Here is a 21,016-nt window from a genome sequence, read left to right as displayed (position 1 = left end):
TAAACCCTATCAACCGTTGCGGAAGATAAAGCTATACGCGCTCAACGCCGGCACGCCGCCCAGGTGCGCATAAAGTACGCGCGAGCCGGCCGGAAATTCGCCGTTACGCACCTTGTCGATCATGCCGTGCATCGACTTTCCCTCGTACACCGGATCGGTCAGCATGCCTTCGAGCCGCGCGCACAGACGGATCGCCTCGAGCGTGCCGTCGTTCGGCAGACCGTATTCCGGGCCGCCGTAGCGCTCGTCGAGGACGATGTCCTTCGCGGTGATGTCGCGGCCCAGTTCGACGCTCTCGGCGGTCCGCTTCGCGATGCGCGTGATCTGCTCGCGTGTCTGCGCCGGTTTCGCCGATGCGTCGATGCCGATAACCCGATCGGCGCGGCCGTCGGCGGCGAAACCGACGACCATGCCAGCCTGCGTGCTGCCCGTCACCGAGCACACGACGACGTAGTCGAACCTGAAGCCTAGTTCGGCTTCCTGCTGACGCACCTCTTCGGCAAAGCCGACGAAGCCGAGGCCGCCGAGCGGATGGTCCGAGCAGCCGGCCGGAATCGCGTACGGCTTGCCGCCGGCCGCGCGCACGCTGTCGAGCGCGTCTTCCCAGCTCTTGCGAAAGCCGATGTCGAAGCCGTCCGGCACGAGCCGCACGTCGGCACCCATCATGCGCGACATCTGGATGTTGCCGACGCGGTCGTACACCGCATCCGAGTAGTTGACCCAGTTCTCCTGCACGAGCACGCACTTCAGGCCCAGATGCGCGGCAACCGCCGCGACCTGGCGCGTCTGGTTCGACTGGATGCCGCCGATCGACACGAGCGTGTCGCAGCCCTGCGCGAGCGCGTCGGGGATCAGATATTCGAGCTTGCGGGTCTTGTTGCCGCCGAACGCGAGGCCGCTATTGCAGTCCTCGCGCTTGGCATACAGCTCGACCTTGCCGCCGAGATGCTCGCTCAGACGCTTGAGCGGTTGAATTGGCGTCGGTCCGAAGGTGAGCGGGTAGCGGGGGAATCGTTGCAGGTTCATCGCGGCTCCGTGGTGGGGTGATTTCCGTGAGTACATGTTAGGAAAAACCGCCAGAAATGAGCTTGCGAAAAAAATCGCTTAGACGTATTTTTCGAAATCAAAGAATGTCAGTTTCCTAACAAAACTTCGTACACATGGTCATGAGCGCAACGAAAGTTCGTGCTGGAGCGCCACCTTCGGGCATCGGCGCGATTCACCACCCGCTCGATCGCATCGATCGCGCGATCCTGCGGCAGTTGCAAACCGACGCGTCGATTTCGAACGTGGCGCTCGCCGCGAAAGTGAAGCTGAGCGCGCCGGCGTGTTTGCGGCGCGTCGAACGCTTGAGGGAATCGGGGCTGATTCGCGGCGTGGTCGCGCTGCTCGATCCAAAGGCGGCCGGCGCGGGCATGCTCGTGATCATCGGCGTGGTACTGGATCGCTCGACGCCCGAGTCGTTCGCCGAGTTCGAGAAGGCCGCGCAGAAAGTGGCCGGCTGCATGGAGTGCCACGTGGTGACCGGCGAGTTCGACTATTTCATGGTGATCCGCACGCGCGACAGCGACAGCTTCAATCGACTCCACGCCGAGCAGTTGCTGTATCTGCCGGGCGTACGGCAGATCCGCTCATTCATGGTGCTGAAGGAAATCCTGTCGACCACGAAATTTCCGCTGTGAGCCGCGCGGCCGCGCCGCCGGCCGCGAAAGCGCGCATGCTGTCATAAACGCCGCGCCCGCGCGACCAAGCTTCGGCGCACCCGCATGCGGCCGTGGCAGCACCGTGCCAACGCGGGCGGGCGCCGGCACTTTTCCGGAGCGACCATCATGACTCGCAACAGACCGCAATTCCTTACATCGTTCGGCGGCAGCTCGAAACGCACACGCGCGGCCGTGTTGTCGTTGCTGCTAGGCGCGGCCGCGCTCGCGTTGCCGCTCGCGCAGCGCGTCGCGTTCGCGGCGGAGAGCGCCGTCGTGATCGCGCCGCCCGCGCTCGACGAACCGATCCCGGCCAGCACCGCGCACGAGGAAACCGCGGTGTTCGCGGGTGGCTGCTTCTGGGGCGTCCAGGGGGTGTTCCAGCATGTGCGCGGTGTCACACGCGCGGTGTCCGGCTACTCGGGCGGCTCACGCGACACCGCGCAGTACGAGACCGTCAGCGGCGGCGAGACGGGGCACGCCGAATCGGTGCAGGTCACGTTCGATCCTGGCAAGGTCACCTACGGCCAGTTGCTGCAGGTGTATTTCTCGGTGGTTCAGGACCCGACCGAGCTGAATCGTCAGGGGCCCGACAGCGGCACGCAATACCGCTCCGCGATCTTTCCGCTGAACGACGCGCAACGGCACGTCGCGCAAAGCTACATTGCGCAGCTCGACAAGTCGCACGTGTTCCCCGCGCCGATCGTCACGAAGACGGAGCCCTACAAGGGCTTCTATCCGGCCGAGTCGTATCACCAGAACTATCTGACCTTGCATCCCGATTCGGCCTACATCGTGTTCAATGACATGCCGAAAATCGCCAACCTGAAACGCCTGTTCCCCAACCTGTATCGCGACAAGCCGGTGCTCGTCGAAGCAGGGCAATAACCCCTCCGAACGGCGGCGCCAGCGGCGCCGCCGCAGCGCCGGACCGTCTTCGGCTTACCCCTTGGGTCGCGCTCGTCACCAATCTTCCACAGGGTTGGCGCATATCTTGCGCAGCAATGTTCCGTTGGCCACTGTCCGCGTCACCGCGGCGCGCAAGGACTATGCGCAGTGGCCACCACGCTAGCGCGTGGGTCATGCGGGCTCGCCGCGCCTCGTGCACATCGCGCTGCCCGCTTCATCGATTGGAAAAATTACACGCCGTAAGTAACAGCGCGGCGGTCGTCCGCGTGTTTGGGTCCGCGCTAGACCCCGGGCGAAAACCTAACCTCATCGCGACGAGCGAAATTGGAGGCTTCCGGTGGTCAACAGCCGTAGAAAGAAGCGGGGCGCCATGCCTCGCCATAAACAAACCGGCATCGCGGCGAGCTCGCTCGTCGCCGCGACCTTGGGCGCGATGGCCTGCGTGCCGGGTGTGGTCTTCGCGCAGACGCCGTCGCCGCTCGGCGAATGGCAATATTCGGCGGGCATTCCGCTGCAGAAGATGTGGCAGCCGAACATTCCCGACTGGCAACTGCGCTTCGGCGTGGCCACATCGTTCCAGCCGCGCTTCGAAGGATCGGACCGCTATCACCTGGTGGCCGGCCCGAGCATCGACGTGCGCTACAAGGATCTGTTCTTTCTGTCGAGCGGCGAAGGTTTCGGCGTGAATTTCGCGCAGGGCGAGAACTGGCGCATGAGTCTCGCCGCGGTCTACGACCTCGGGCGACGCGGCCAGAACGATCCGCAGGAACTCAACGGGCTCGGCAACATCAACCCGGCGCCCGGTCTGAAGCTTTCGGGCGAGTACGTCGTGTCGAAGGATTTTCCGCTCGTCCTGCGCGCCGATATCCGCCGCTATTTCGGCGGATCGAACGGCTGGATCGGCGATCTCGGCGCCTATATGCCGATGCCCGGCAGCACCAGGCAGTTCTTCTGGTTCGCCGGCCCGAACGTGGTGCTCGCGGACTCCAATTACATGAACAGCTGGTTCGGCGTCAATCAGGAGCAGGCCGCGCACTCGCAGTATCCGCAGTACCACGCGAGCGCGGGCTTCAAGTCGGTGGGTTTCGGCGTCAGCGCGATCTGGCTGTTCAGCAAGCACTGGTTCGCGACCGCCGACGGCGCGTTCGAGCAGCTCGTCGGCAGCGCGGGCAACAGTCCGATCACGCGCAGCCGCGCGACCGGCGTCGCCGACGTGTCGATCAACTACCGGTTCTGACGCACCGCCGCCGCGCAGCCATTGCGCCGTGACTTGGTGGGTATAGCCCTTGCTGACTCTGTGATCGCGCGCCGCGACGCCTCCGTCGCCGCGCGCCTGAACACAAGGAGTCGATCCCCATGGCAGGTAAAGCGAATACCCAGAAGGCCGCGGCCCAGGCAAACGGGGCCGCGCAGTCGAACGACGCGAAATCGAACGATCTCGAACGCAATCGCGTGAAGCCGCAAGGCGAGGCCCTGAGGACCAATCAGGGCGTCAAGATCGCCGACAACCAGAACACGTTGCGGGCGGGACCGCGCGGTCCATCGCTGCTGGAAGATTTCATCATGCGTGAAAAGATCACGCACTTCGACCACGAGCGCATTCCCGAACGGATCGTGCACGCGCGTGGCTCGGCCGCGCATGGTGTCTTCAAGGTCTACGAATCGATGCGCGAGTACACCAAGGCCGCGTTTTTGCAGGACCCGGCCGCCGAAACGCCGGTCTATGTGCGTTTCTCGACCGTGCAAGGTCCGCGCGGCTCTGCCGACACCGTGCGCGACGTGCGCGGCTTCGCGACGAAGTTCTACACGCAGGAAGGCAATTTCGATCTGGTCGGCAACAACATGCCGGTGTTCTTCATCCAGGACGCGATCAAGTTTCCTGACTTCGTGCACGCGGTGAAACCGGAAGCACCGAACGAAATGCCGACCGGCGGGTCCGCGCACGACACGTTCTGGGACTTCGTCTCGCTCGTGCCCGAATCGGCGCACATGGTGCTGTGGACGATGTCGGACCGCGCGATTCCGCGCAGCTTTCGGACGATGGAAGGCTTCGGCGTTCATACGTTCCGCTTCGTCAATGCGCAGGGCAAAGCTCGTTTCGTCAAGTTCCACTGGCGTCCCGTGCTCGGCTCGTATTCGCTGCTGTGGGACGAAGCGCAGAAGCTCGCGGGCAAGGACCCGGACTTTCACCGCCGCGATCTATGGGAAGCGATCGAGCGCGGCGATTATCCGGAGTACGAACTGGGCGTGCAGATCGTCGAGGAAGCCGACGAGCACAAGTTCGATTTCGACCTGCTCGATCCGACCAAGCTGATTCCGGAAGAGCTGGTGCCGGTGAAAATCATCGGCAAGATGACGCTCAATCGCAATCCGGACAACTTCTTCGCCGAGACCGAACAGGCCGCGTTCCATCCGGGGCATATCGTGCCGGGCATTGATTTCACCAACGATCCGTTGCTGCAGGGGCGTTTGTTCTCGTACACGGACACTCAGATCAGCCGCCTCGGTGGCCCGAACTTTCACGAGATTCCGATCAACCGGCCGGTCTGTCCATCCGTCAACAATCAGCGCGATGCGATGCATCGGCAGGCGATCCATGTCGGCCAGGCGTCGTACGAGCCGAACTCGCTGAACGAGGGCTGGCCGAAGGAAACCGATCCGGCCGCTGAAGATGGCGGCTTCGACAGCCATCAGGAACGCGTCGAGGGCACGAAGATTCGCGTGCGCAGCGACTCGTTCGCCGATCATTTCTCGCAGGCCGCGTTGTTCTACAACAGCATGTCGCAGCCGGAAAAAGACCATATCGCGGCGGCCTATCAGTTCGAGCTCGGCAAGGTGACGAAGCCCGAGATTCGCGCGCGCCAGGTCAACGAGATTCTCGCGAACTTCGACGCCGATCTCGCCGCGAAGGTCGCCGAAGGACTCGGCTTGCCGGCGCCGAAAAAGGGCACGGCGAAACTCGTCGGGCCGAAGACGTCGCCGGCGTTGAGTCTGCTCAATCGCGTGAAGCCCGGCATCAAGACCCGCAAGATCGCTCTGCTCGCCGCACCCGGCTCCGATGGCGCGGCGATCAAACAGTTGCAGCAGGCGCTCAAGGGCGAAGGCGCGACGCCGATGCTGATCGCGCCGACGCTCGCCGAGATCGATGGCCTCGCGCCCGACGCGACGATCGCCGGGCTGCCATCGGTGATGTTCGACGCGGTGATCGTCGTCGGCGGCGAGAAGGGGGCGAAGGCACTGTCGCAATCGGGCGATGCGCGGCACTTCGTGCTCGAAGCGTTCAAGCATCTGAAGGCGATCGCGGCGCTCGGCGCGGGGCGCGACCTGCTCGCGGCCGCGCAGTTGCCCGCGCAGCCGGACGGCGTGGCGACCGGCGAGGACTCGCAGTCCGCCGATGTGTTGAAGGCGTTCATCAAGGCCGCCGGACAGCATCGCGTGTGGTCGCGCGCGGCGCAGGCGGAATCGGTGCCGGCCTGAGCGGGCCGAGCCGGTTGCGCTGATGCGCTGCCGCGTTAGCCGCTGAACGGTGCTGAGCGTAGCTGAAACGCGGCGCGTCGATACGCGTCGATGCAGGAGCCTGGCCGGTGTTAGCCGGCCAGGCTCTTTTTGGCATTCCGCGTCGCGCGCGTGCGGGTCGTCCTTGTATGATGACAGCGGTCGCATCGCGGCACTCGACACCGTGCGCAGACCCGAAAGATATTCCGCATCGACCCGATTCGCCATGCCACTTACAGAAAAAATGACCGCATCGCCGGCCGTCGATCAACTCCGTTTCCGCCGCATCCTTCGCCGCAATATCGCGCTGCCTTTGGGCGTCGGCCTCGTCACGATGGCGCTGTTCGTCGGCTTGATCGCGTATCTCGTGTCGACGATGAACTGGGCCGAGCACTCCGGGCGCGTGATCGGCGACGCCAACGAATTGCTGCGGCTCGCGGTGGATCGCGAATCGTCGATGCGCGGCTTTCTGATCACCGGTAACGAGAGTTTCCTCGCGCCGTATGAAAACGGCGGCCCGAAATTCAAGGCACAGCTCGAAGCATTGAAAAAGCAGGTCGCCGACAACCCGCCGCAAATCGAGCGGCTCAAGCAGATCGAGGCCTCGCAGGAGCGTTGGAGCCGCTTCGCCGAACAGATCATCGACGCGCGCCGCCGCAACCAGGACTATGAGAGCGCGATCGCAGCGGGGCGCGGCAAGCTCGAATTCGACGAAACGCGCCGCGAATTCGGCGATTTTCTCGACGTCGAATTGCGCTTGCGCCAGCAGCGCGTCGAAGCGACGCGCAACGTGACGGCGACGCTGGTCGGCGTGTTCCTGCTGTTCAGCCTCGTCGTCAGCGGCCTGCTAGCGTGGCGAGGCCGTCGCGAACTGCTGGACCTGTCCGGGACCTACGACGACGTGCTGCGCCGTCAGGCCGAACAGACCGCGCTGCTCGAGCAGCAGGTCTGGTTGCGATCGGGCCAGCGCCTGCTCGCGGACAAGGTCGTCGGGCAGACGAGCGCGCCGCTCGTCGGCCGCGCGATGCTCGAGTTTCTCGCCCAATATCTCGATGCGCTCGTCGCCGCGCTGTACGTGCGCGACAGGCAGAGCGGCACGCTGCGCCGCATCGCCGCGTACGGCTATAGCCGTGACAGCGAGCAGACGGCCGCTCCGAGTTTCGAGGAGGGTGAAACGCTGGTCGGCCAGGCCGCGCGCTCGCGCCGCACGCTGGTGTTGCGCGACGTGCCGGCCGATTACGTGCGGGTCGTGTCGGCGACGGGCAGCGGCGCGCCGCGCAATCTGCTGATCCTGCCGATCGACAACGACGGCCAGGTCAACGGCGTCGTCGAAATGGGCTTCCTGCGCGAGGTGACGCCGCGCGACGAAGAGTTCATGGAGCTGATCCGCCACAGCATGGGCAATTTTCTCGAGGCGGCGCTGTATCGCGAACGCCTGCAGGATGCGCTCGCCGAGACGCAGCAGCTGAACGAGGAGTTGCAGGTCCAGCAGGAGGAGTTGCGGGTCTCCAACGAAGGGCTCGAGGAACGCGGCCGCGCGCTGCTGGAATCGCAACGGCGCCTCGAAGCGCAGCAGGCCGAGCTCGAACAGACCAACGTGCGGCTCGAGGAATACGCGCTGCGGCTGGAGCGGCAAAAATCGGATCTGCTACGCGTGCAGAACGATCTGGCGGCCAATGCGGAGCGCCTCGAACAGTCGAGCCGCTACAAGTCCGAGTTCCTCGCGAACATGTCGCACGAATTGCGCACGCCGCTGAACAGCTCGCTGATTCTCGCGAAGCTGCTGCAGCAGAATCGCAGCGGCAATCTGACCGACGAGCAGGTGCGCTACGCGGAGACGATCCACGCGTCGAACAGCGATCTGCTCGTGCTGATCAACGACATTCTCGACCTGTCGAAGGTCGAGGCGGGTCAATTGACGGTCGAGCACGAAACGGTGTCGATCGAGGCGACGCTGCAATCGCTCGAAGAAATGGTTCGTCCGATCGCGGCGACCAGGCACTTGCGTCTCGCCTTCGACAAGTTGCCGGGCACGCCCGATACGTTCGTCACCGACGGCCAGCGGCTCACGCAGATCCTGCGCAACCTGCTGTCGAACGCGGTGAAGTTCACCGAGCGCGGCGAGGTCACGCTCGAGGTCGCCAGGGTCGAGGACAACGTGCTGCGCTTCGACGTGCGCGATTCGGGCATCGGTATTCCGGCCGACAAGCTCGACCTGATCTTCGAGGCGTTCCAGCAGGCCGATGGCTCGACGAGCCGTCAATATGGGGGCAGCGGCCTCGGGCTGTCGATTTCGCGCGAGTTCTCGCGGTTGCTGGGCGGGCGCATCACGGTGGCGAGCGAAGTCGGCAAGGGCAGCGTGTTTTCGCTGTGGCTGCCGCTCGACACCGCACCCGCCGCGGTGATCCCGCCAGCGAATGGTCTGGCAAGCCGGGCGCCGCCCACCGCGTCGCGCGAAGCCTTGCTGCCCGGCGCCGCCGAGCCCGCCGCCGCGTCGATAACCGACGATCGCGACCATCGCACCCGCGCGGGCCGTCTGATCGTCGCGGTCGAAGACGATCCGCCGTTCGCCGCGATTCTGCGCGATCTCGTGCACGAACTCGACTTCGACTTCGTGCACGCGAGCGATGCCGCGAGCGGCCTCGCGCTGGTGCGCGACATGCGGCCGGCCGCGGTGCTGCTCGACGTCGGTCTGCCGGACCGCTCGGGCCTCACGGTGCTCGAATGGCTGAAGAACGATCCGCTGACTCGCCACATTCCGATCCATATCGTGTCGGCCACCGATCATGCCGACAAGGCGCTGCATCTCGGCGCGATCGGCTACACGCTGAAGCCGACCGCGCGCTCGACGATGGAGGCCGCGATCCGCCGCCTCGAAGCGCGGCTGCAACAGCGCCTGAAGCGCGTGCTGGTGATCGAGGACGACGCGCCGATGCGCGAGAGCATCCGCGCGCTGCTGCAAAGCGAGAACACCGAGATCGTCGCGGTCGCGACGCTCGCCGAGGCATTCGAGCAACTGTCGGCGCTGACGTTCGACTGCGTCGTCACCGATCTCGCGCTGCCGGACGGCACCGGCTACGATCTGCTCGAACGCCTCGCCGCGAACAGCGCGCATGCATCGCTGCCGGTGATCGTCTACACGGGCCGCATGCTGTCCGACGAAGAGGAGCACCGGCTGCGCCGCTACTCGAAGTCGATCATCATCAAGGGCGCGAAATCGCCGGAGCGTCTGCTCGATGAAGTCACGCTGTTTCTGCATAGCGTCGAGTCGTCGCTCGCGCCGGAGCAGCAGCGCATGCTGCGCACCGTGCGGCAACGCGACAATGCGTTCGAGGGCCGCACGATCCTGCTCGCCGAAGACGACGTGCGCAACATCTTCGCGCTGTCGCACGTGCTGGAGCCGCTCGGCGCGAAACTGCTGATCGCGCGCAACGGCCGCGAGGCGCTCGACGAACTGGAGAACGGGCCGGAAGTGCATCTGGTGCTGATGGACATCATGATGCCCGAGATGGACGGCCTGACCGCGATGGGCGAGATTCGCCGCAATCCGCGCTTCGCGCATCTGCCGATCATCGCGCTGACCGCGAAGGCGATGGCGAACGATCGCACGCGCTGCCTCGAAGCGGGTGCCGACGACTACGTGTCGAAACCGATCGACGTCGACAAGCTCGTCGCGCTGTGCCGCGTGTGGCTGCGGCAGCGCTGACGGCGCGAGCATTGGCACGCAAGCGAGCAACGCGATGAAACCGTCCGCATCTGAGGTACCGCACCGCATCAGCGATTTCGACATCGAGCTGCGGCTGCTGCTCGAGGCGATCTATCTGAAGTATCAGCACGACTTTCGCTACTACGCGATGTCGTCGCTGCGCCGCCGCCTCACGCAGGCGCTCGATGAATTCAACGTGGAGACACTGTCGCAATTGCAGGACCGCATCATGCGCGACGGCTACGAGTTTTCGCGGCTGTTCCGCTACCTGACCGTGCAGGTCAGCGACATGTTTCGCGATCCGTCGTATTTCCTCGCGCTGCGCGAGCACGTGCTGCCGCGTTTGCGCACCTACCCGTCGATCAAGGTGTGGGTCGCCGGATGCAGCACCGGCGAGGAGCTGTGGTCGCTGAAGATCCTGTTCGACGAGGAGGGTCTCGCCGAGCGCACGCTGTTCTACGCGACCGACATCAACCCCGACGCGCTCGCGCGCGCGGAGGCGGGCATCTACGCACTCGAACGCATCCAGGGCTTCACGCAGAACTATCTGGCGGCGGGCGGCACGCGTTCGCTGTCGGACTACTATCATGCAGCGTATGGCGGCGCGCGCTTTGCCGGCTCGCTCAAAGAGCGCGTGGTGTTCGCCGATCACAGCCTGTCCACCGACGAAGTGTTCCTCGAAGCGCATCTGGTGTCGTGCCGCAACGTGCTGATCTATTTCGATCGCGGCTTGCAGGATCGCGCGTTGGGGCTGTTCGAGAACGCACTGGTGCGGCGCGGCTTTCTCGGCCTGGGCAGCAAGGAAACCCTGCGGTTTTCACGTCACTACCCGGCGTTCGACGAGTTTCGCGCGGCCGAACGCATTTATCAGAAGCGTTAGCGAGGTCGCGATGCCACGCTCGACCAGTGAACCCCCGCCCACCCAGGCCGCCGACGCCAGCGCCGCGCGGACGCACGCGCGCCGCGGCTATCAACTGGTCGTGATCGGCGGGTCGGCGGGCGGCATCGAGGTGCTCAAGGTGCTGCTCGCCGCGCTGCCCGCGCGCTTCGCGGCAGCCGTGATGATCGTCGCGCATCTGCCGCCCGATTCGCCGAGCTATCTGGTGCCGGCGATCGCGCATCGCTGCGCGCTGCCGGTGGTCGAACCCGATGCGGGGGAGCTGATTCTGCCGGGCCGCGTGTACGTCGCGCCGGCCGGTTATCACATGCTCGTCGAAGTGGACCGCACGGTCGCGCTGTCGACCGCCGCGGCGGTGCGCTTCTCGCGGCCGTCGATCGACGTGCTGTTCGAATCGGCCGCCGCGGTGTACGGCGAGCGGCTGCTCGCGATCCTGCTGTCCGGCGCCAACGACGACGGCGCGCACGGGCTCGAACGCGTGCGCGCGCTCGGCGGCACCGCGTGGGTGCAGGATCCCGGCAGCGCCGGTGCACCGGAGATGCCGCGCGCGGCGATCGAGCGCGGCGCGGCCGACGCGATCTACAATCCCGCAACCCTGGCGAAGCGCCTTGCCGCGCTGCCGACTTCCCTCTGATCCGGTGCCATTACGAACTCACCTGTGAACATCCTGATCGTCGACGACATCGTCCACAACATCACCGCGCTGCAAGCGTTGCTCGCGCGGCCCGACGTCGCGGTGCTGGTCGCCGACTGCGGCACCGCCGCGCTCGATCTGCTGCTCAAGCACGAAGTCGCGCTGGCGATTCTCGACGTCAATATGCCCGGCATGAACGGCTTCGAGCTGGCCGCGCTGATGCGCGGCAGCCCGCGCACGTCGCACGTTCCGATCATCTTCCTGAGCGCGACCGCGCAGGACGCGTCGCGCACGTTCCGTGGCTATGAGGCGGGCGCGGTCGACTTTCTGTACAAGCCGTTCGATCCGCGCATCCTGCAGTCGAAGGTCGACGTGTTCGTGCAGCTGGAGCAGCAGAAGCGCGAGCTCGCCGCGCAACTGGTGACGACGCGCCAGATGCTCGAAGCGAACGAGATGCTGATGGCGGTGCTCAGCCACGATCTGCGCACGCCGCTCGGCGCGGTGCTGGCGTCGGCGGAATACCTGATGCGCACGGCCGCCGACGAGCAGGCCGCAACCGTCGCCGCGCGCGTGAAGAACAGCGCCCTGCGCATGGCGCGGATGGTCGATCAACTGCTGAACCTCGCGCGCCTGCAAGGCGGACGTCTGCCGTTGCAGCCGCGCTCGATCGAACTCGCGACGCTGTGCCGCTCGGTCATCGACGAATTCGCATCGCAGAAGAGCGGCAAGCAGATCGTGTTCACCTGCACCGGCAATACGGCCGGCGCGTGGGATACCGATCTCGTGTGGCAGGCGGTGTCGAATCTCGTCAGCAACGCGCTGCATCATGGCGCGCCGGAGGGCGATATCGGCGTGGAGGTCGATGGCGACGCCGAGGATTGCGTGCGCCTGAAGGTGTCCAATCGCGGCACGATTCCGGCGGAGCTGTTTCCGCATCTGTTCAAGGCGTTCGTGTCGAACGGCAACGGCGCGCGCTCGCGCGAAGGGCTCGGGCTCGGTCTGCATATCGTGCAGCAGATCGCGCGCATGCATGGCGGCGACGTCAGCGTCGTATCCACGGACGAGTCCGGCACGACCTTTACGATCGAATTGCCGAGGACGGTGGCGTTGCAGCGGGGGTCGTTTACCCGGCGATAAAGCATCGCCAGGCCCGCGATCACGCCGGTGGGCCACCGCGTGCCCGCTGTGCTACGCTTGCCGCAACCCAATTCACGCAGCGCAAGCACGAATCCCCATCATGCGTTCCTGGCGCCTCGCATCACCGCAGCGCAGCGGTCAGATCAGCACCGCGCGCGCCACCGACCTCGTCATGGCAATCTCCCACCCGGATGCCGACGCGCTCGCCGCGAGCATTCTGCTGACGGTTGGCGAATCGTTGTCGCTGCCCGTCTCGCAGTGCACGATCTTCGCGTATGAGTTCGACGCGCGGCCCCGTACGGTGTCGGCGGCCGACCATCGCGGCGGGCATTTTCTGCGCGACGTCGCCGAACGCTACGCCGCGCATTTCTATGCGCTCGACGGCAATCGCGCGGTCATCGGTCAATCGAACCACAGCCGGCGCACCGCTTTGCGCGATGCGCTGGTGCTGCATCAGCAGCGCGGCGACGAAATCGAAAACGAAGCGTACCGCGCGGCCTGCTACGCGCAGCCGAACGTGTCCGACCGGCTGTCGTTGCTCGTGCAGCCGGCGGATAGCGTGTGGCTGTCGATCAACCTGTATCGCGACCGCGCGTACGGCGTGTTCGCGCCGGGCGAACTGGAGCGGATCGAAAGCGTCGCGCCGCTGTTCGCGCATGCGGCGAAGGGCCAATACGCGCTGAACGGGCAACATCAGCAGGGCACCGGTGCGGCGATGCTCGCGCGCGTGCGGCGCGCATGTCCGACGCTGACACCGCGCGAGCTCGACGTGTTGCGTGGCACGCTCGATGGCGCGAGCGCGGCCGAGATCGCCGGGCAGATGGGCGTGAAGCCAGCGAGCGTCGTCACGTACCAGAAGCGCGCGTACGCGCGGCTCGGGATTTCAAATCAGCGGCAACTGTTCGCGTTGTGTATGCAGCCCTAGCTGCACATCTGTCGAAACTCGCGCCGCAGCGCGCGTCACATCGCGCTTCGAGTCCGCTTCAACTCCGCTTACCCCGCGCCTCGGCCTGCGTCTCCCGATCCCAGCGTTTCAACCACGGCATCACGAAATCCGCGAAGCCGTCGGCCGATGGCGACAGCGCACGCTCGGTCGACCGATACACGCACACCTCGCGAATCGTTTCAGGATCGACGATGCGCTTCATCAAGAGGCCGAAGGTCCGCGCGAGCGGTGCGACATAGGCTGGCGCGAGCGTGACCGCCAGCCCTTGCGCGGCGAGGCCGAACGCGGTGGTCACGTTGTCGACGACATCGACGGGAATGATGCGCGCCTCGACCGGCAGATTGGCGAGCATCTGGTCGACCGCGCGCTCGTGGTCGCGGCCGGTCGCGACGATCGGCACGTCGCGCAGATGCTGCCACTGCACGCGGCGGCGCACGATGCCGGCCGCGCAGTTGCGGATATGATTGTGCGCGGCGCGTCGACGACCGACACTCGTGCGGGTCGACTTGGCCCGGCAAACCCGCTTAGACTCAAGGTTTGCCCTGTCGTCCCGCGGCGCGCGGACGACCGCTACAACAGGCCTGCAGAGGCCGTCTTCAAGGACCCGTCATGTTCGACCATATTCCCGCCTATCCGGGCGACCCGATTCTGAGCCTGAACGAAGACTTTCAGCTGGACCCCCGGCCGAACAAGGTCAACCTCAGCATCGGCATCTATTTCGACGACGCCGGCAAGCTGCCGGTGATCGACGCGGTGCGCCGCGCCGAAACCGCGCTGCTCGACGCGATCGGCCCGCGCTCGTATCTGCCGATGGCGGGTCTGCCGCTCTATCGCGACACCGCGCAGGCGCTCGTGTTCGGCGCCCACAGCGCGGCGCGCGCCGAAGGCCGGATCGCGACGCTGCAAACGCTCGGCGGCTCGGGCGCGCTGAAGGTCGGCGCCGATTTCCTGAAGCGCTATTTCCCCGGCTCGCAAATGTGGATCAGCGATCCGAGCTGGGAAAACCATCGCGTGGTGTTCGAAGGCGCGGGCCTCACGGTTAACACCTATCCGTACTACGACGCGCAAACGGGCGGCCTGCGCTTTGCCGACATGCTCGCCGCGATCGACACGCTGCCGGAAAAGAGCATCGTGCTGCTGCACGCGTGCTGCCATAACCCGACGGGCGTCGATCTGAGCCCGTCGCAATGGGCGGAACTGGTGCCGGTTTTGCAGCGCCGCAAGCTGATCGCGTTCGTCGACATGGCCTACCAGGGTTTCGGCGCGGGCCTCGAAGAAGACGCCGAGCCGGTGCGCCTGCTCGCCGACGCGAACGTGCCGCTGATCGTCGCGAACTCGTTCTCGAAGAATTTCTCGCTTTACGGCGAGCGCGTCGGCGCGTTGAGCGTGGTCTGCAAGAGCGCCGACGAAGCGGCGCGCGTGGCGGGCCAACTGATGTCGGCGGTGCGCGCGAACTACAGCAATCCGCCGACGCACGGCGCGCGCCTCGTCGCCAACGTGCTCGCCGATGCGACGCTGCACGCGTCGTGGGAAGCCGAGCTCGGCGCGATGCGCGAGCGCATTCTGGCGATGCGCAAGGTGATTCACGCCGGGCTCGACGGACGCGTCGATGAAGTGATGCGCGCGCGCTATATCGCGCAGCGCGGCATGTTCACGTACACGGGCCTGTCCGAAAGCCAGGTCGAGCGTCTGCGCAACGAATACGCGGTGTACGTGCTGCGCTCGGGCCGCATGTGCGTTGCCGGGCTGAACGCGCGCAACGCGGACTATGTCGCGTCGTCGATCGCGGCGGTGGTGTCGGGCGCCTGAAGCGCTCCGGCGCTCGGGCCGCTGTTGCGGCACGCGTGAATATGATGGGCGGCGCGCACGGGCGCGCCGTCACAACGACAATTTTGGAGACACCGACGATGGCCACGACCCTCGAAGCGCAACCGGCGAGCCCGCCCAGATCGGCCGCGATCCATCCGGACGAATGGCAGGCGCGCGTGCAACTTGCCGCGTGCTACCGGATTTTCGATCTGCTCGGTTGGACCGAGATGATCTACAACCACATCACGCTGCGCGTGCCCGAAAGCGTCGGCGGCGCCGAGCGCCAGTTCCTGATCAATCCGTTCGGGCTGCACTACAGCGAAGTGACCGCGAGCAATCTGGTGAAGATCGACGCGCAGGGGCGCGTGCTCGACGGCTCGCCGTATCCGGTGAATCCGGCTGGCTTCGTGGTGCATGCGGCGCTTCACGAGGGCTTGCCCGACGCGCACTGTGTGATGCATACGCATACGACGGCGGGCGTCGCGGTCGCCTGCCTCGAAGAGGGCCTGCAGCAGACCAACTTCTATAGCGCGCAGTTGCACGACCGGATCGCGTATCACGACTTTGAAGGCATCACGATTCATGCGGAAGAGGGGCCGCGGCTGCTCGCGCATATCGGCGACAGGCAGGCGGTGATCCTGCGCAACCACGGTCTGCTATCGTGGGGCCGGACGTTGCCGCAGACCTTCGCGATTCTGTGGACGCTGAATCGCGCGTGCGAAGTCCAGGTGGCGACGTTCTCGATGGGCCGCGCTCGGCCGGTGCCGGAGGAGGTCGCGATTCGCTGCTCGCGCGACGCGCTGCAGTTCGATCCGCGCCACGGCGCCGGACAGGACGTGTTCGATGCGCTGGTGCGGCGGGTCGACCGGATCGATGCGAGTTTCCGGCAATGATTGAAGCCACGCGTAAAAGAGCGGGACAATCAACGCTGCAATAATCACAGCAACAGGCAAGGACTCAGGCGATGAAAGTAGCGATCTACGGCGCCGGCTCGATCGGCGGCTGGATGGGAGTGAAGCTCGCGCAGGCGGGCCATCGGGTCAGTGTGGTCGCGCGCGGCGCGACGCTCGACGCGGTGCGCCAGCATGGTCTGCGGCTGATCGAAGGCGGCGTGATCTACGCCGAGCAGGTGAAGGCGAGCGACAAGCCGGCCGATCTCGGCGTGCAGGAACTCGTCGTGATCGCGGTGAAGGGCCCGGCGATGGCGACCGTGGCCGCGCATATCAAACCGCTACTCGGCCCCGAGACGATCGTGCTGACGGCGATGAACGGCGTGCCGTGGTGGTTCTGCGACGGCCTGGGCGGCGAACTCGCCGGCCAGCGCCTGAAGACGATCGATCCCGACGGCGCGATCACCGCCGCGATCCCGGCCGCGCAGACGGTCGGCTGCGTCGTGCACGCCAGTTGCCTGATCGACGCGCCCGGCGTGGTCCGGCATCACCAGGGCAACGGACTGATCGTCGGCGAGGCGTCGGGCAAGCCGAGCGAGCGTGTCGAACTGCTCGCCGCGCTGTTGCAGGCGGCGGGCTTCCATGCAACGGCTTCGGCGCAGATCCAGCGCGACGTGTGGTTCAAGCTGTGGGGCAACATGACGATGAACCCGGTCAGCGCGATCACCGGTGCGACGACCGACCGGATCCTCGGCGACGAACTCGTGCGCGGTTTCGTCACGCACATCATGCTGGAGGCGAAGGAAATCGGCGCGCGCTTCGGCATCCCGATCGACCAGGCGCCCGACGACCGTCACGCGGTCACGCTGAAACTCGGCGCGATGAAAACATCGATGTTGCAGGACGTGCAGGCCGGCAAGGCGGTCGAACTCGATGCGCTGGTCGGCGCGGTGCGCGAACTCGGGCAACTGACGCGCGTGCCGACGCCCTATACGGATGCGTTGCTCGGACTCGCGCGGCTGCATGCGAGTACGTTGGGCTTGTATCCGAGGCAGTGAGGTCGGTCTGCCCGCGCCCGTTTTGTTGTGATGGCTGTAATTCCCTCGCACTGCTGCGGCATTGCCGTTACCGCCTCTAGCGAACCGCCTCCAGGGAGGCGGTTTTTTTACCCGCGCCAGGCCGTGGCGGCAGCCGGCAGCTTCGCCGCTTCGATCAACGACAACGCGCGCCGCGAGTCGTCGAGTTCGGTCAGGCACAAGAGCGCGAGACGCGCGAGATACAGCGACGCCTGCGCCTCGCCTTCGTGGGTCAGCGTGATGCACAGCGTCGTATAGACGAGGTCGAGATCGGAATCGGTCATGATGTCGAAGGTCCTTGCGCGTTAGTTCTGCTGTGCCAGCGTGGCATCGAGCGCGCGCAGAATGGCCGCCGCGCTGCCGTTGCGCCAGCGCGCGAGTACGTGGCCGTCGGGGCGGATCAGATAGACGGTGCCGGGCCGTGCGTCGAGCATGTCGTGCAGGCGGCCGGTTGGGTCGATCGCTCGCGGGCTGTTTGCCGATTGCGCTTCGGCCGTGACGATATCGATCACGTTGAACGGAATGCCCCGGCTGGCTAGCGTGCTTTGCAGTTGCTGCCACGCGTCACCATCGTTCGCGTGGTCTGCTTCGAAGCGCAGCGCCGCGAAGCACGGTCCGAGCAGATCGGTTAGATGAATGCCGAGCCGTGCGCCATCTTGCGATTGTTTGAGCAGCCTGCCCTCGGGCAGCACGGTACCCGGCGCGGGGCCGCGATCGAACGCATCGGCTCCGTCGCCTGCGAAGTTCAGCGGCGATTGCCGATACGCGATCGCATGCGTCTGGCGCGGATTGATCAGCGGCCGCACCGCCGCATGCCGCTCGGCGAGCCCGAGCACGGCCGTGCGCAGCAAGTCGAACGCGAAGGTCGGCGGCGCCATGAACTCGGTACTTTTCATGCCGTAGCTCAGGTTCTCGCGCGCCGCGTACACACGTTCGTCGCTATAGCTATCGAGCAGCGCTGGCGACGCGCTCCCATTGATCACGCAGCCGAGCTTCCAGCCGAGATTGTCGGCGTCGTCGATGCCGGAGTTCGCGCCGCGCACGCCGAAGATCGGCACCAGATGCGCGGCGTCGCCCGCGAATAGCACGCTGCCATGCCGATAGCGTTCGAGCGTCAGCGCATTGGCCTTGTAGATCGTGATCCAGATCGGCGACCACGCGCCGGCTTCGCCCATCGAGTCGAGCAGGTTTTGCACGCGCGGTATCACGTTCTCGGGCAGCACGGCGGCGTCGGGGTCTTCGTCGTCGCGTAACTGATAGTCGATGCGCCACACGTTGTCAGGCTGCTTGTGCACGAGCACCGTCGAGCCCGGATTCGACGGCGGATCGAAGTACGCGAGCCGTTCGGTCGCGCGCGTGCTGTCGAGTTCGATATCGACGATCACGTAGCGGCCTTCGTAGGTCGTGCCTGTGAGCTTCAGCCCGAGCAGGTCGCGGATCGTGCTGCGTCCGCCGTCGCAGGCGACGACCCACGCAGCGTCCATCTGCCAGCTTTTGCCTTGCGGATCGGCAGGATCGGCGCTGCGCAAGGTCAAGCTCGCGCCGCCCTGCGGCCGTTGCTCGAGGCCCGTCACACGCGTTTGCCAGCGCACGTCGATCAGATCGGCATGCCGTTCGATCTCGTCGAGCAGCAACTGCTCGATCTGATACTGCGCGATATTGATCATCGGCGGCAGCGACTGCTCGTCGTCCTGATGCATCGCGAAGCGGAACACCTCGGTGTCGCGATAGAAACTGCGCCCGCCGGTCCACGCCAGCCCCTTTTGCAGAAAGCCGTCGACGACGCCGAGCCGCTTGAAGATTTCGAGGCTGCGTCGCGAGATGCAGATCGCGCGGCTGCCGGTGCACACGCTGTCGTCCGCCTCGATCAGCACCGAGCGCACGCCCTGGCGCGCGAGCGCAAGCGCGAGCGTCATGCCGACCGGACCGCCGCCGACGATCGCGACGGCGCGCGCTTGTGGATCGCGTCCGTCGATGAGCGGCGGCATCACGGCCGGATAGCGGCGCGGGGCGAACGGATAGGGCTTGAACGGGCGGGTCATGCGTGTCTCCAGTTTGCTTGCGTTATCGGTGCAGTATGCGTCAGCGTTCGCGCGCGGCTGTCCTCATTTTGGGTACAGCGCCGCGCGCGAGCGTGAGGAGTGGTAGAGACCTGGACCTTCGCCGCTCGTTAGCCGTCCAGACAGGCGCGCAGGCTCCGCGCGAGGTGGCCCGCTTCACCTGCATTGGCGATGTTTGCGAAGCCCATCACAACGCCACGCGGCGTGCTTCGCGTGCGAGCATTCGCGTACCAGACCGAGAGCGGCAGAACGGCGAGCCCCGCTTCGCGGGCGCGCGCCGCAACCGCGACGTCGTCGACCGGGCCATCAGGGCCCTCGACGAAGTGAAGACGCGGTCCCTAACTGATGTTTGTTCGAGCTTCCGCGGTGCCAGTGCAGCATCCGGGCCGACGAGCTTCCACCTCGGTTGGAAAAACGCGGCTTCCCAACCGGTGGACGATCCGGCATCGACGTTTATGCCGCTCGCTTCGCGAATACATCCTTGAACACGGGCATCGCCGAAAAGACGTTCGGCCAGCCTGCGTAAAAGGCGAGCTGCGTCAGCATTTCGGACGCCTCGTCCTTCGTCAGACCGTTGTCCATGGCACGGCCGAGGTGATACGGAATCTGCGCGACCTGAGCGCTGGCAACCAGGGCGCTCACCGTGACCAGGCTCCGGTCGCGTGGAGCGAGTCCTGGACGCAGCCAAAGGTCGCGGAAAAGCACATCGGTCGTGTACTGAACAACGCCGGGAGCGACCGAGCCGAAGCTTTGCTCGACCGCCTGCGCACGCTGCTGCTCTGCGACTTCGTTCAGTGGTAGCGGCTCGACCTCGGCCCGAGGGACCTGATCGATACCGATGCCACGTTCATCGAAGATGCACTTCGCGACGACAGCCGCTGCGGTCGCGTTTCCCCAGCCGGAATAGAAGGCGAGGTGCGTGATCATTTCCGAAATCTCGGCAGGCTTCACACCGCTATCCAGCGCCAACCGGAAATAGAACGGCATCTCGATGGTCTGGTTGCGGGCGATGAGCACCGACAGCGTCACGATGCTCCGGTCTCGCGGTGACAGTTGCGGCCTCTTCCAGAGGCCGCCGAGCACGGTCTGGCTCGTATAACGCGCGAATGCCGGAGAAACGAGAGTGAGATCAACTTGTGACAATGGATCTTGCATGTTTCCAGTCCTTTCCATACTGCTCGTCCGTGACCTTCTCCAGCCATTCGACGTTCTTGCCGTCGAGCGCTTCCTGAATGGCGATATGTGTCATCGCGGTCGTCGAAGTTGCGCCATGCCAATGCGTGTGGCCAGGCGGGCACCAGATCACGTCACCAGCCCGGATTTCGACGCGCGGCTCGCCTTCGCACTGGGTCCAGCCACAGCCGGCCGTAACGATCAAAGTTTGGCCGAGCGGGTGGGTATGCCAGTTAGTCCGCGCTCCCGGCTCAAAAGTGACGCTCGCGCACGAAACGCGTGCCGGCGGAGGCGGAGCGTTCAGCGGGTCGAGCCGCACCGTGCCCGTAAACCATTCTTCAGGGCCTTTCTTCGAGGGCTGGAAGCCCGCGCGTTTCAATTCCATGACCGTTCCTCGTCGGTATCGTCGGGGCGATATGCCACTGCTGTTAATCTAACTCCTGGCAATTGATGCGACTAGGGAAACACTGATTTATCAGGCTCGGCCGTCATCGCTGACGTGTTCGAGTACGTTATAGAAGGAAGTTCACGGAACGGACCAATAGTGATGAAGCGGCAGATCAGCTTTGCAGAAGCGGAGAGT

At 65.4% G+C, this 21,016-nt stretch carries 16 protein-coding genes and 3 pseudogenes; 12 read left to right on the top strand and 7 right to left on the bottom strand.

Going from position 1 to position 21,016, the window contains the following annotated elements; translation table 11 throughout:
• Positions 1-9: 9 nt before the first annotated feature.
• Positions 10-1,026 carry a 1-aminocyclopropane-1-carboxylate deaminase gene (locus F6X37_RS28065; protein WP_187613553.1) on the bottom strand — a complete coding sequence of 339 codons (1,017 nt, stop codon included), beginning with the start codon at positions 1,024-1,026 and terminating at the stop codon, positions 10-12.
• A 140-nt stretch (positions 1,027-1,166) separates the two neighbouring features.
• Here F6X37_RS28065 and F6X37_RS28060 point away from each other — a divergent pair, with 140 nt between their 5' ends.
• The 9 genes and pseudogenes from F6X37_RS28060 to F6X37_RS28020 all read left to right on the top strand — a co-directional run bounded on the left by F6X37_RS28060 (position 1,167) and on the right by F6X37_RS28020 (position 13,404).
• On the top strand, positions 1,167-1,682 hold the full coding sequence (locus F6X37_RS28060) for an Lrp/AsnC family transcriptional regulator (RefSeq protein ID WP_187613552.1): 516 nt from the start codon (positions 1,167-1,169) through the stop codon (positions 1,680-1,682).
• Positions 1,683-1,829: 147 nt separating this feature from the next.
• Positions 1,830-2,588 carry a peptide-methionine (S)-S-oxide reductase MsrA gene (gene msrA, locus F6X37_RS28055; protein WP_187613551.1) on the top strand — a complete coding sequence of 253 codons (759 nt, stop codon included), beginning with the start codon at positions 1,830-1,832 and terminating at the stop codon, positions 2,586-2,588.
• 358 nt (positions 2,589-2,946) lie between these two features.
• A complete protein-coding gene (locus F6X37_RS28050; protein WP_187613550.1) occupies positions 2,947-3,846 on the top strand; it encodes a MipA/OmpV family protein in 900 nt (299 codons plus the stop codon).
• A gap of 107 nt (positions 3,847-3,953) precedes the next feature.
• Positions 3,954-6,086: pseudogene (katE, locus tag F6X37_RS28045) on the top strand (catalase HPII); the annotation flags it as partial.
• A gap of 262 nt (positions 6,087-6,348) precedes the next feature.
• On the top strand, positions 6,349-9,810 hold the full coding sequence (locus F6X37_RS28040; protein ID WP_187613584.1) for a response regulator: 3,462 nt from the start codon (positions 6,349-6,351) through the stop codon (positions 9,808-9,810).
• A gap of 34 nt (positions 9,811-9,844) precedes the next feature.
• A complete protein-coding gene (locus tag F6X37_RS28035; protein WP_187613548.1) occupies positions 9,845-10,690 on the top strand; it encodes a CheR family methyltransferase in 846 nt (281 codons plus the stop codon).
• A 10-nt stretch (positions 10,691-10,700) separates the two neighbouring features.
• Positions 10,701-11,342 carry a chemotaxis protein CheB gene (locus F6X37_RS28030; RefSeq protein WP_090809808.1) on the top strand — a complete coding sequence of 214 codons (642 nt, stop codon included), beginning with the start codon at positions 10,701-10,703 and terminating at the stop codon, positions 11,340-11,342.
• Positions 11,343-11,351: 9 nt separating this feature from the next.
• Entirely contained in the window at positions 11,352-12,479 is a 1,128-nt protein-coding gene (locus tag F6X37_RS28025; protein WP_187613583.1) for a response regulator, read from the top strand.
• Between the two features lie 100 nt (positions 12,480-12,579).
• A complete protein-coding gene (locus F6X37_RS28020; RefSeq protein ID WP_187613547.1) occupies positions 12,580-13,404 on the top strand; it encodes a helix-turn-helix transcriptional regulator in 825 nt (274 codons plus the stop codon).
• A 58-nt stretch (positions 13,405-13,462) separates the two neighbouring features.
• Here F6X37_RS28020 and F6X37_RS28015 read toward each other — a convergent pair.
• Positions 13,463-13,858: pseudogene (locus tag F6X37_RS28015) on the bottom strand (LysR substrate-binding domain-containing protein); the annotation flags it as partial.
• Positions 13,859-14,034: 176 nt separating this feature from the next.
• On the opposite strand from F6X37_RS28015, the gene F6X37_RS28010 reads away from it, so the two are divergent.
• The 3 genes from F6X37_RS28010 to F6X37_RS28000 all read left to right on the top strand — a co-directional run bounded on the left by F6X37_RS28010 (position 14,035) and on the right by F6X37_RS28000 (position 17,182).
• Positions 14,035-15,234, top strand: a complete 1,200-nt coding sequence (locus F6X37_RS28010) for an amino acid aminotransferase (RefSeq protein WP_187613546.1) — start codon at positions 14,035-14,037, stop codon at positions 15,232-15,234.
• 98 nt (positions 15,235-15,332) lie between these two features.
• Positions 15,333-16,127: a class II aldolase/adducin family protein gene (locus tag F6X37_RS28005; protein ID WP_187613545.1), complete on the top strand. Its 795-nt coding sequence runs from the start codon at positions 15,333-15,335 to the stop codon at positions 16,125-16,127.
• A gap of 71 nt (positions 16,128-16,198) precedes the next feature.
• A complete protein-coding gene (locus F6X37_RS28000; protein ID WP_184060025.1) occupies positions 16,199-17,182 on the top strand; it encodes a 2-dehydropantoate 2-reductase in 984 nt (327 codons plus the stop codon).
• Positions 17,183-17,289: 107 nt separating this feature from the next.
• Here the strand turns inward: F6X37_RS28000 and F6X37_RS27995 are convergent, their stop codons facing one another.
• The 5 genes and pseudogenes from F6X37_RS27995 to F6X37_RS27980 form a co-directional block, all read right to left on the bottom strand.
• Positions 17,290-17,484, bottom strand: coding sequence for a hypothetical protein (locus F6X37_RS27995; RefSeq protein ID WP_187613544.1), 195 nt, complete (start codon positions 17,482-17,484; stop codon positions 17,290-17,292).
• 21 nt (positions 17,485-17,505) lie between these two features.
• Positions 17,506-19,242, bottom strand: coding sequence for an FAD-dependent oxidoreductase (locus F6X37_RS27990; RefSeq protein WP_187613543.1), 1,737 nt, complete (start codon positions 19,240-19,242; stop codon positions 17,506-17,508).
• A 128-nt stretch (positions 19,243-19,370) separates the two neighbouring features.
• A pseudogene (locus tag F6X37_RS37195) lies at positions 19,371-19,589 on the bottom strand (PLP-dependent aminotransferase family protein); the annotation flags it as partial.
• A 124-nt stretch (positions 19,590-19,713) separates the two neighbouring features.
• A complete protein-coding gene (locus F6X37_RS27985; protein WP_187613542.1) occupies positions 19,714-20,415 on the bottom strand; it encodes a carboxymuconolactone decarboxylase family protein in 702 nt (233 codons plus the stop codon).
• Positions 20,390-20,818, bottom strand: a complete 429-nt coding sequence (locus F6X37_RS27980) for a cupin domain-containing protein (protein WP_187613541.1) — start codon at positions 20,816-20,818, stop codon at positions 20,390-20,392. The genes F6X37_RS27985 and F6X37_RS27980 overlap by 26 nt, the downstream gene beginning before the upstream one ends.
• Positions 20,819-21,016 lie beyond the last annotated feature (198 nt).

This window comes from Paraburkholderia sp. 31.1, from assembly GCF_014397645.1.
In the GTDB taxonomy this organism is placed as follows: Bacteria; Pseudomonadota; Gammaproteobacteria; order Burkholderiales; family Burkholderiaceae; genus Paraburkholderia; species Paraburkholderia tuberum.
This window is presented reverse-complemented; position numbering and strand designations above follow the sequence as displayed.